This window comes from Salinibacter sp., assembly GCF_036626415.1.
In the GTDB taxonomy this organism is placed as follows: Bacteria; Bacteroidota; Rhodothermia; order Rhodothermales; family Salinibacteraceae; genus Salinibacter.
Map to the genome: position 1 here is coordinate 1 of NZ_JAZKRW010000105.1, position 10480 is coordinate 10480.

Annotated in this window: 11 protein-coding genes; 10 read left to right on the forward strand and 1 reads right to left on the reverse strand. The window is 68.3% G+C overall.

Features of this window, described 5'->3' with window-relative positions:
* The coding region (locus tag V5A20_RS10905; protein WP_332327335.1) for a hypothetical protein at positions 1 to 562 on the reverse strand (562 nt) is incomplete at its 3' end.
* Positions 563 to 864: 302 nt separating this feature from the next.
* Between V5A20_RS10905 and flgF the strand changes: the two genes are divergently transcribed.
* The 10 genes from flgF to V5A20_RS10955 all read left to right on the forward strand — a co-directional run.
* Positions 865 to 1590 (forward strand): flagellar basal-body rod protein FlgF, encoded by a 726-nt coding sequence (flgF, locus tag V5A20_RS10910; RefSeq protein WP_332327336.1) that lies wholly within the window; start codon positions 865 to 867, stop codon positions 1588 to 1590.
* Between the two features lie 36 nt (positions 1591 to 1626).
* Positions 1627 to 2415, forward strand: a complete 789-nt coding sequence (gene flgG / locus V5A20_RS10915) for a flagellar basal-body rod protein FlgG (protein ID WP_332316667.1) — start codon at positions 1627 to 1629, stop codon at positions 2413 to 2415.
* A gap of 30 nt (positions 2416 to 2445) precedes the next feature.
* Positions 2446 to 3177: a flagella basal body P-ring formation protein FlgA gene (locus tag V5A20_RS10920; protein WP_332316668.1), complete on the forward strand. Its 732-nt coding sequence runs from the start codon at positions 2446 to 2448 to the stop codon at positions 3175 to 3177.
* Positions 3178 to 3240: 63 nt separating this feature from the next.
* A complete protein-coding gene (locus V5A20_RS10925; protein ID WP_332316669.1) occupies positions 3241 to 3888 on the forward strand; it encodes a flagellar basal body L-ring protein FlgH in 648 nt (215 codons plus the stop codon).
* Positions 3889 to 3944: 56 nt separating this feature from the next.
* Complete coding sequence (locus tag V5A20_RS10930; protein WP_332327337.1) at positions 3945 to 5108, forward strand: flagellar basal body P-ring protein FlgI; 1164 nt, start codon at positions 3945 to 3947, stop codon at positions 5106 to 5108.
* 41 nt (positions 5109 to 5149) lie between these two features.
* Entirely contained in the window at positions 5150 to 5647 is a 498-nt protein-coding gene (locus tag V5A20_RS10935; protein WP_332327338.1) for a hypothetical protein, read from the forward strand.
* Positions 5637 to 6170, forward strand: a complete 534-nt coding sequence (locus V5A20_RS10940) for a flagellar protein FlgN (RefSeq protein WP_332316672.1) — start codon at positions 5637 to 5639, stop codon at positions 6168 to 6170. The genes V5A20_RS10935 and V5A20_RS10940 overlap by 11 nt, the downstream gene beginning before the upstream one ends.
* A 15-nt stretch (positions 6171 to 6185) precedes the next feature.
* Positions 6186 to 7577: a flagellar hook-associated protein FlgK gene (gene flgK, locus V5A20_RS10945; RefSeq protein WP_332327339.1), complete on the forward strand. Its 1392-nt coding sequence runs from the start codon at positions 6186 to 6188 to the stop codon at positions 7575 to 7577.
* A gap of 200 nt (positions 7578 to 7777) precedes the next feature.
* Entirely contained in the window at positions 7778 to 8731 is a 954-nt protein-coding gene (locus V5A20_RS10950; protein ID WP_332327340.1) for a flagellin N-terminal helical domain-containing protein, read from the forward strand.
* Positions 8732 to 9491: 760 nt separating this feature from the next.
* A partial coding sequence (locus V5A20_RS10955; protein ID WP_332327341.1) for an HDOD domain-containing protein occupies positions 9492 to 10480 on the forward strand: 989 nt, incomplete at its 3' end.

Genomic DNA, 10480 nt, shown 5'->3' on the forward strand with positions numbered 1-10480 from the left:
CGGTCCGTCGACGAACATTCTGCATGGTGGAGTCGGCGGCTCGGTCGTAGAGCACCAGGCCCAGGCGCACCGATTTCACGGTCCGGCGAGAGGGGTTCGAGAGGAAGACGGAGACGATTGTGGCCCCGCCGCGCCCCGTGAACCGGGCCAGCCGGGGGATGGCGATCGCCGCCCGGCGGCGCCCGAACACCGGAAACGGACGACGCCCCGCCAACGGGAGGCGCCACGACGGCCGAACGCCCGTCACGGCGCTGCGCCCTGGGGCCGAACGGCGAACGACGGCGGGCCTGGGGGTGAGGGCGGATCGCGACACCCATCCCGGACCGGAGTCCGATCGCACGCGCAGCCGCGGGCCCTCCACCGCGTCCACGACGAGCCGCGCCCCCGAGGGCAGGGCCGCCCTCAGTGTTACCGCGTCGGCCGACGCCCAGAGCGCCGTCGGTGCCGTCGTCGTCACCGTGTCGCCCGGGGCCGGAGGGGCCGACTGGCCGTGGGCCAGAAGGGGCAGGGCGAGGCCCAGCCCCCAGAGGGCCATCGTGCAGGCGATCCGTGGGAGCGTCATGGAGCGGAGAAGGTGGGTCCGGACAGAGGCGACGAGAGAGGTTACACTCTATGTACGCCGGGGGTGCGTCTTCGTTTGGGCGAGGGCCCAAGACTCCGGCCGAGAGCGGCCCGAGCGCGGGTTCGGGAAGGACACGGCCGGCGACGGCAGGATCTGCCGTGGCGGGTCGGAAAATTGTGCCCGGCGACGAGCAGGGCGGACGTGATCGCGCGCCCGGGGCCGCCGCTCGAGGCTTGGTAGGCTCTTTGAGAAGACAACAGGCCGCAACGAACCATCTCCGTTTACAATGCCCTGGCCCCGCGATGCTCGCCCGGTTCGAAAATGCCGCCGCCGCCATGAGCGAGATGCGGCGCCACCAGGAACAGGTGGCGAACAACCTCGCCAACGCCAGCACCACCGGCTACAAGAAGGACCGCATCTTCAGCGAGGCCCTGAACGAGCGCCTCACGAAGGACGGATCGCCCCGAAGCGACCGGCGCCTGCAGCAGGCCAACGATCTGTCGGGCGGCAGCCTGGAGGACACCGGCAACCCGCTCGACGTGGCGCTCGGGGACGAGGGATTTTTCGTCACCCAGCCCGAGGGGGGCGGCGCCGAGCGCTACACGCGGGCCGGCCACTTCGTCGTGGGCAGTCAGGGCACGCTCCGCACGCCCGAGGGGCGCCAGGTGATGGGGGAGGGCGGCCCGATCCAGATTCCGGCGGAGGAGGGCGGGGAGATCAACATCTCCGAGGGCGGCCGCATCACCGCCGGCGGCAACGAGGTCGGTGCCCTGCGGGTGGCCACCTTCGAGAACCCGGAGCAGCTGGAGCGGGTGGACGGCGCGTCCTTCGTGGCCGGAGACGCCCAGCCCCAGCCGGCCGAGACCCCGGTCGTCGTGCAGGGCAAGGTCGAGGCCAGCAACGTGGATCCGGTGGCCGAACTGACGAACATGATTGAGGTCCAGCGCCAGTTTGAGGCCCAGCAGAAGACGATCCGGACGACCGACGGCGTGCTGGGCCGCGCGACGCAATCGCTCGGCGGCATGTAACCTCGGCACTCTCTCCTGAATTGACGCTCGACGCCTATGCCTCCCCGCTCCCTTCAGACGGCCGCGCTGGGCATGCAGACCCAGCAGACCAGCATCGACAACATTTCCAACAACCTCGCCAACGCCAACACGACCGGCTACAAGCGGTCCCGTGTGGTCTTCCAGGACCTGATGTACGAGAACGTGCAGGCCAGCGCGGAGGGCGAGACCGACGGGGCCGAGCCCGCAGAGCTCCAGATTGGAAGCGGCGCCACCTCCGTGGCCACGGTCCGGAATTTCTCGCAGGGCAGCTTTTCGAAGACCGGCAACTCCCTGGACCTCGCCATCAACGGCGACGGCTTTTTCCAGGTGCAGCGGCCGGACGGCTCCCTCGCCTACACCCGCGACGGCACGTTTACGCTCAGCAGCGAGGGCAACATCGTCACGCAGACAGGCCTCCAGATCCAGCCGAACATGAACGTGCCGCCGAACGCGGTGGAAGTCAGCATCAATCAGGAAGGGGTCGTGAAGGCCCGGCTGCAGGGGGAGTCCGAGATGGTGGAGCTCGGCCAGTTGGAGCTCGCCCGCTTTACCAACTCCGCCGGCCTCCGGCCCACCGGGGGCAACCTCTACGAACAGACGGAGTCGAGCGGGGAGCCGTTCATCGGCACCCCCGGCCGAGACGGGCTGGGCACCGTGCGACAGGGCTTCTTGGAGAAGGGAAACGTAGAGGTGGTGCAGGAGATGACGAGCCTGATTCAGGCGCAGCGGACCTACGAGCTGAACTCGCGCATGGTCACCACCAGCGACGAAATGATGCAAACCGCCAACAATGTGAAGCGGTAGTGCCGTCCTTCTGAAATTGCGATTGCTGCGATGCTACGGTCTGTGGGTTCCGTGCTTCTTGGGCTGTGGGCGCTCCTTGGGGGGGCGCTGGCGGGGCAGGCCCAGGACGGCAGTCCGGAGGCGGCCGTGCAGCGCGCCGCCGAGCAGCTGATGGCGTCCCGTCACCCCGAGAGTGCGCGTCACCTGGACGTGCGGGTCCGCCGCGTCCGGGGGTCGATCGACAGCACGGCCCGGCTCAAGCTGGAGCTCCTCAACCGGGGCACCGTCCCCGAAGGGCTTACCCGAGCCCGGGTCCGGACGAAGGGGAGCTCGGGCGGGTGGCGCGACGCCGGCTGGGCGATGCTCCGCGTGGCCCGGTACGACTCGGTGCTCACGACGCACGGTCGCATCAAGCAGGGGGCATCCATCGGGCCCGACGACGTGGAGCGGGCGTGGATGAACGTGACCGACCTCCACGGCGAGCCTTTGCGGGCGTCCGAGTTTCGGGGGCAGCAGGAGCAGGGGCCGCTCGTTGCCGACCGGCACCTGCGCTCGGAGCGCGTCCTGCGGACGGGGGACGTGCGCCCGCCCTACGCGGTGGGCCCCGGCACGGACACTGACATGTACTATCGGCGCGGCCGGGTCACCTTTCGCCTCTCCTGCACGGTCCGGGAGCCCGGCTTCGTGGAGGAGGTGGTTCGGGTGTACTGCTCCGACACGCGCAAGACCTACCAGGCCCGCGTCCAGACGGAAGAAGCGGTCCGGTGGGTCAAAACACTGTAGCCGCGAGGTCCCTCATTGCGCCCTCGTTCATTGTCTCGACGTTCATTGTCTCGACACGCCCTCATGATTCGATCTCATTCTGTCTCGCTCGCGTCCCTCCTCATCTTGACGCTTGTTCTCGGCCTAATGGGGACGCCGTCGGCCCACGGCCAGGAGTCTTCGACCTCCGTAAAGGCGTCGGAGCAGTCGCTGTACGCCGACCCGGTGGCCCGCGAACCCGGGGATGTGATTACCGTCGTCATCAACGAGCAGACGTCCGGCCAGCGCGAGAGCGCCTACGAGGGCAACTCCTCGTCGAGCCTGAACGGCAGCGGGTCCGGGACCTTCTCCGAGGACATCAGCGGCAGCTTCTCGGCCGGGACGGAGGTGAGCTCCGAGACCGAAAACAGCAACGAGTCCGTCCAGAGCGAGGTGCTGAACGGCACCTTCACCGCCCGCATAACGGGCGTCAACAACGCCGGCAACCTGGAGGTCAAGGGGGAGCGTCGCCTGACGATCGACGGGGTGACGCACGTCATGGAGGTGAGCGGCGTCGTGCGCCCGTCCGACGTGCGCCAGGACAACACGATCCTCTCCACCCAGATCGCCAACGCCAAGATCAAGTACGGCGAGGAAGGCTTCCGCCACGAGGGTGTCTTTTCGAAAGGGCTCCTTCTGAAAGTGGGCGGCGTCGTGGCGACCGGCATTGGCATCTTTCTTGGGATGCAGTAGCCGAGGAAGGCCCCGAGACGATGCCCCACGCGCCCCATGCACACACCCACTGAGTTATGACGACCGTTCGCTTCCGGCATTTTGTGTTGGGACTGCTGGCCCTCGCCCTGAGCGGCGGGGTCGGGTCCGCCGTCGCGCAGCAGGGCCCGGCCGCGGGGGACTCGGCGTCGGGCTCGACGGCCACCTCAGAGTTGAAGAGCATGGTCTCCATCGAGGGGGCGTCCTCCCTGCAGCTCACCGGCTACGGCCTCGTGGTGGGGCTCGACCGCACCGGCGACCGGGCTCGTGCCCAGAGCGGCGCGGTCTTCACCGTGCAGAGCATCGCCAACATGCTGCGCGAGTTTGGGGTGAACGTCGACCAGGAGGTGCTGCAGTCGCGCAACGTGGCGGCGGTGCTGGTGACGGCCAACCTGGACCCGTTTGCCGGCACCGGCAGCGAGATTGACGTTACCGTCTCCTCGATGGGCGACGCCCGCTCTTTGTCCGGGGGCGTGCTCCTGCGTACCCCGCTGCAGGACCCGAACAAGGTGCTCCGCGCCGTGGCGCAGGGCCCGCTGACCACCGGGGCGGCCCAGGCGTCGAGCCAGGGAACCGAGGTCACGGTCAACAGCCCAAACACGGGCCGCGTCCCGAACGGCGCCATCGTCCGCAAGGCCCACCCCGTCGACCTCAACCAGGAAGAGGTGGGGCTCGTCCTGCGCCGGCCCGACTTCACGAACGCGAGCAAGATTGCCGACGCGATCAACGAGGTCTTTCCCGACGCCGCGGAGGCCGCCCACGCGGGCCTCGTCAACGTGGGGATGCCCGAGGCGCTGAACAACACGTCGCAGCTGATGGCGGCCCTGGAGGGGATCGAGGTGGAGGTGGAGGCGCCCGCCCGCGTCGTGATCAACGAGCGCACCGGCACCATCGTCGCCGGGGGCAACGTCACGATCAGCGAGGTGATGGTGACCACCGGCGGCATCACGGTGTCGACCCGCGAAGACCGGTTCGTCTCGCAGCCGAACCCGCTGGGCGAGGGGGAGACCCAGCCGGTGGCGGAGGGGGAGGCCCAGGTGCAGCAGGAGGGGGCACGGTCGGTCGTTCTCCCGCCCAATACGAACGTGAGCGAGCTGGCGTCCGCCCTGAACGACCTGGGCATCACCGCCCGCGACATTATCTCCATCTTCCAGTCCATCGACCGCGCCGGCGCCCTTCAGGCCGAGCTCGTCATTCTGTAGCCCCCCGACCCGCTCCCTGTCCCAACCCCACGCTGTCCCCCATGTCCTCCGTTGCGTTTGCCAGTTCCGAACAGGCCGCCCGGGCCGTCCAGCGCCGCGCGTCCCCCTCCCCGGACGGGCTGGGCATGGGCCTGACGGGCGACGACAACCCCGAGACGCCCAAAGAGGCCGCGGAGCAGTTCGAAAAGGTGCTGGTCCGCCAGTTCGTCGACGTGATGACCGAGGGCATGTACGACGCGTCCCTCGCGGGGGACGACGGCAAGCACTGGATGAGCAGCCAGCGCGACCGGCAGCGCCGGGTCATGACCGACATGATCACCGACAAGCTTACCGAGGCCGGCGACCTCCAGATTTCGAAGACGCTCCTGCGGAGCTGGGGCGTGGAGGGCTCCTCGGAGGCCCAACAAACGGAGCCCGAAGACGAGGCCCCCGCGCCCCCGTCGCCGGAGACGTCGGTCCCGGACATGGTGGACCCGCTCCCCGCCCCGGCCGACTCCCCATCGTCTCAGAACCGTTCCCAGATTGACCATGTCGTTTAAACGCCTTGCGCCGGTCACCGATAAGTTGGTTGAGACCCTCGAACAAAAGGCCGACGCATTTGAAACGCTGGAGTCCCTGTTCGAGCGGCAGCTCGACGCCCTCCGCAACGGCGAGCCCGACGCGCTGGCCGCCCTCACGACGCAGACCCAGGAGCACACGGCCGCGCTCGACGAGCTGCGCCAGACGTACCGGCGGCAGGCGCGCCTGCTGACCCGGGTGCTGGAGCTGGACGCGGACGACCCGTCGCTCCAGGATCTGATCGACGCCCTGGAGGCGCACGGCGCCCCCGAGGCGAGCACGCAGCTGGAGCGCGCCCGCGCCGCCGTGACGGACCGGGCCGAGGCCGCCCAGGCGAAAAACGACACCCTCCAGTTTGCCCTGGAGCACGCCGCCGGCCTCAACCACGAACTGCTGGCCGCCGTGCAGGCGGCCGCCGCCGACCCCGACTCCCGCACGTACACCGCCGACGGAACGACCCAGTCCGGGGGCGGCGAGCATTCCCTCGTCAACACCATTGGATAAGTCCCGCCTCGCCCCGTGAGTGTCAACTCGCTTTTCGACATTGGGAGCCGGTCGCTCCGCGCCGTCAACGAGCAGATGGACGCGACCAGCCAGAACATCGCCAACGCCGAGTCGGAGGGGTACCGCCGCCGCCGCGTCACCCTCAGCTCGCGCAGCGTCGCCACGACGGGCCTGTACACCTCGAACGGGGCCCAGGACGTCACCGCCAGCGGCGTGGGGGTCGAGACGTTCGAGCGGGTGCGGGACGGCATGCTGGAGGCCGCCGGAAACGATGCCCAGAGCGGAGAGAGTGCCGCCCGGGAGGAGGGCCGTGTGCTCGGCGTGCTGGAGGGGGCCCTCGCCACCGGCACCGACGCGAGCCTGTCGGCCTCCCTGGAGGGGCTCTTCGACGGCTTCAGCGACCTGGCGAATAATCCGGACAGTGGGGGCGTGCGCGAGGCCCTCCTGGGCAAGGCCCGCCAGCTGACCGACACGTTCGGCCGCCTCGACGAACGCCTCGGAAAACTCACGTCCAATACCGAAGACGCGCTGCAGGGCAACGTGGGCCAGGCCAACGAGCTGCTCAACAAGGTGGCGTCCCTGAATGAAAAGATTCAGAACGCCGAGGCCGGCGGGTCGCCCGACTACGCCGCGGAGGACACGCGGGACCAGACGATCAAGGAGCTCTCGAAGCTGATGCCGGTGGAGGTCCAGGAAGACCGATCGGAGGGCTTCACGCTCACGGTGGACGGCATGACGGTGGTGCAGGGCACCGAGAGCACGAATCTGACCCTGAAGGGCACGAACGACCCCAGTGTGAGCACGACGGTCGAGTTTGGCGACACCGGGGTGGCGTTCGAGCCGGGGGACGAGGGCGGCGGCGAGATCGGCGCCCAGGCGCGCCTTCTCGGCGACACGCTGCCCGGGGTGCAAAACGACCTGGACGCCCTTGCGGGCGACGTGGTGCAAAAGGTGAACGGCGAGCACCAGAGCGGCTTCGACCAGAACGGCGACACCGGAGAGAATTTCTTCGACCCCTCGGAAACGACGGCGGGCAGCATTCAGCTAGACAGCAGCATCCAAGGCCCCAGCGACATCGCGGCTGTAGCCGGCGACGGGAGCGGCAATCCCCTCCCCGGCGACACCAGCCCGGCCCAGAACATCGCCGACCTGTCGGAGACCCTGACGCCGCAGGCCACCGACCTGGCCGCCAATGTGGGCACCCGGGTCCAGGAGGCCGCCTCCAAGGAGGAGGCCCAGGCCGCCGCGGGCGAGCGCATCCAGGCCCAAATCGAGGACGTGTCGGGCGTCTCGATCGACCAGCAGATGAGCAACCTGATCGAGCAGCAGCAGGCGTTTGCCGCCTCCGCGCGGGTCCTCACTACGGCCCGGCAGGTGACGGACACGCTGCTGTCCATTGCCAGGTGACACGTGATGCGTGACACGTGATGCGTGAGACGTGATGCGTGAGACATGATGCGTGAGACGTGATGCGTGAAGGGTGATTTGCAAGGAGGATGGTGGGAAGAAGGAGAGCGGAGAGCTCCTCTTCCTCGAACCCCCAACCCAAAACCCCCAACCCAAAACCCGCAACCCACAACTCACAACGCCCAACGCGAACCGCCGCCATGGCCAACGTCAGCATTGCCTCCAACTCCAGTGTCTACTCCGGCGTGATCTCCGACGAGGTGCCCCGACTGCAGCGCGACATCAGCCGCCTCCGTGAGCAGGTCAGCTCCGGCACGCGCATCAACCGCCCCTCGGACGACCCCAGCGGGTTTGCCGTGGCCGACCGGATGGAGACGCTGGGCAACCAGCTCGCGCGGCGGAAGGAGTCCATTGAGTCGGCCCGCCCGTTCGTCGACCGCACGCAGCAGGAGCTCGACGGCCTGGCCGACCTCTTTACGCGGGCCCGGGAGAAGGGCGTCCAGGCCGCCGACGACACCCGCAGCGACGGCGACCGCGCGGCCATCGCGCAGGAGCTCCGCTCGATCAAGGACGAGGTGGTGGACCGGATGAATAGCACGCAGGGCGGCGAGTACATCTTCGCCGGCAATCGCACCGACAAAAAGCCGTTCACAGAGACCGGCGAGCCGAACTACACCGATGGCGCGGGAAACCCGGACTACGATCCCATCGACGGCGACCGGACCCGGCCGATCGGCAAGAACCAGGACCTCACCATCAACATCGACGGCAAGGCGCTCGCCCAGTACGGCACCACACCCAGCGGGAACCCCAAGACGATCACCAACGCGCTCGACGACCTGATCACCGCCGTGGACCCGGTAGATAATACCGGTTCGGACCCGGACATCCGCCCGGCCCTCGGCGAGGTGGAGGACGCGCTCGACCACGTGATTTCCAAGGGCTCGGAGGCGGGCACGATCGGGCGGCGCCTCTCCACGGCCCAGGAGCAGATCGAGGCGGCCTCTCTGGACGCCAAGGCCCGCCAGTCCGACGCCGAGGACACCGACATGGCCACCGCCCTCTCCGAGCTGCAGCAGAAGCAAACCCAGCTGCAGGCGGCCCTCCAGGCGACGGCCTCCTCGCAGCAGACGTCCCTCATCGACTTCCTCTAAGTCCGCGTTTTGCCATATGTGAGATGCACGTGCACCCTGCTCTAAACGTTAGGAACAGCACTGCCGTCGCTCCAGACTTGATCTGGAGCCCATCCAGCCGAATGAGGGGGGCTTCGGCGACCGTCAGATAGGCTCTGAGTCAAGCTCAGAGCGACGAATGGGCTGTTTCTCCCGGAAGAAGCTTGCTTTCAGGCCCGCACCACAGTACACGACAAAACCCAGATGAGCCTTCAAACGCCGGAGGCATGGTCATTCTGAGGAGCGGAGCGACGAAGAATCTCTTCGATGCTGGGTAGAGCCAGAGTGACTGGCAGTGCTGGCCTGCAACGCGTCCGCTACATTCGAAGAGATCCTTCGGCCGACGGCTGTCGGCATCAGGATGACGCGCCTTACACTGGAGACCGGGGGTTGGTATGTAGTGTTGTGTCAACCCTCAATGTTGTATCGTCATTCCGGCCCAGGCTCCGTTAGGAGCCGCTGAGCCGGAATCTATCCAATCCGTCACGCAACCCTGAAAGGGAAATGACGGGCGACAGAGGCAAGCCCCCGTGAAACGGCTTGCCTTCTCCCGGCAGTTTGTGGATTACTGGCGTGAACTCGCTGCACTCGTTTCCGGATCTCCGCTTCGCACCCCAGAGAGGACTCGGTCGCTGTCGTTCCCAGCGCTCCGCTCGGAATGACGGTTTTTGAAGTTGTTTTGCCAATCTACGTAGCACGCCCCCAACCCTGAGCCGCGCCCGTGGCCCGGTGATCTTCTCCAATGAGTTCCGACCCCGCTCCCGCCTCCAACGCGTCCCTGCGCGCCCTCGACCTGCGCGTGCCCCCCTTTCCGCGCACGCTGCCCCGGGTGCTGGAGCTCCTCCACGAGCCGGAGATCACCGACCCGGCGGCCCTGACCGAGATCGTGCAGCACGACCCGGCCGCCACCGCGCGCCTCCTCAAGCAAATCAACTCCGCCTACTACGGTCTCCGCCGCTCCATCACGGATGTGGGGCGGGCGATCCGCATGATGGGGGCGACCACCGCGGCCGGGTCGGTCGTCAGCCTCGGCATGCTCCGCATGGACGAGCTGGCCGACGGGGCCGTGGACGCCTGCTTCCAGCGGTTCATCCGCCACAGCGAGGCGACGGGCTTCCTCACTCGCACCCTGCTCGACGGCCTCCCGACCGGGCCGTCCGCCCACGGGCCGGCCCCGGACGCGGCGGACGGCCTCGGCGGCACCGGCTTCGCGGAGGGGCTGCTCCACGACTTCGGCAAGCTGGTCCTGTTTTACAACTACCCCGAAAAGGCCGCCGCCCTCTACGAGGAGAAACGGTTCCGGGCGCACCTGCAGGAGGCCGACGACCGGACCCTGGAGCGGCTCGTCTTTGGGTGCGACCACTGCACGGCCGGGGCCTACGCCGCCCTGGAGCTCCACTTTCCGCAGCGGCTCGTCGACGTCGTGCGCCACCACCACGCGCCTCCCCCCGAGGCGGACGCCGCGTCGGAGCGGGTGCTGCGGGCGGTCCGCGCCGCCAACCTTGCGGCGAAAGCGATGGGGCCGCCCCTCGCGGGCGTCGCGCCCTCGGAGGAGACGATCGACTGGGACACGTGCGCCGCGCAGCCGGTGTGGGACCACTGGCGGCCGGGCGCGGACGCGGCGCAGGACGAGGCGGAGCCCAACGACGCGGGGCCCTCCCTGATGGACCGCCTGCGGGCGACGAAGGAGACGGTGATGCTCTTTACGGACTTCTTCGTGTCGCCGCCGGA

Bases quoted from the DNA above. Each gene is read 5' to 3' on its own strand.
- flgG (WP_332316667.1), top strand. From the start codon at position 1,627: ATGCCTCCCCGCTCCCTTCAGACGGCCGCGCTGGGCATGCAGACCCAG.
- V5A20_RS10925 (WP_332316669.1), top strand. From the start codon at position 3,241: ATGATTCGATCTCATTCTGTCTCGCTCGCGTCCCTCCTCATCTTGACG.
- flgF (WP_332327336.1), top strand. From the start codon at position 865: ATGCTCGCCCGGTTCGAAAATGCCGCCGCCGCCATGAGCGAGATGCGG.
- V5A20_RS10930 (WP_332327337.1), top strand. From the start codon at position 3,945: ATGACGACCGTTCGCTTCCGGCATTTTGTGTTGGGACTGCTGGCCCTC.
- V5A20_RS10935 (WP_332327338.1), top strand. From the start codon at position 5,150: ATGTCCTCCGTTGCGTTTGCCAGTTCCGAACAGGCCGCCCGGGCCGTC.
- V5A20_RS10940 (WP_332316672.1), top strand. From the start codon at position 5,637: ATGTCGTTTAAACGCCTTGCGCCGGTCACCGATAAGTTGGTTGAGACC.
- V5A20_RS10920 (WP_332316668.1), top strand. From the start codon at position 2,446: ATGCTACGGTCTGTGGGTTCCGTGCTTCTTGGGCTGTGGGCGCTCCTT.
- V5A20_RS10950 (WP_332327340.1), top strand. From the start codon at position 7,778: ATGGCCAACGTCAGCATTGCCTCCAACTCCAGTGTCTACTCCGGCGTG.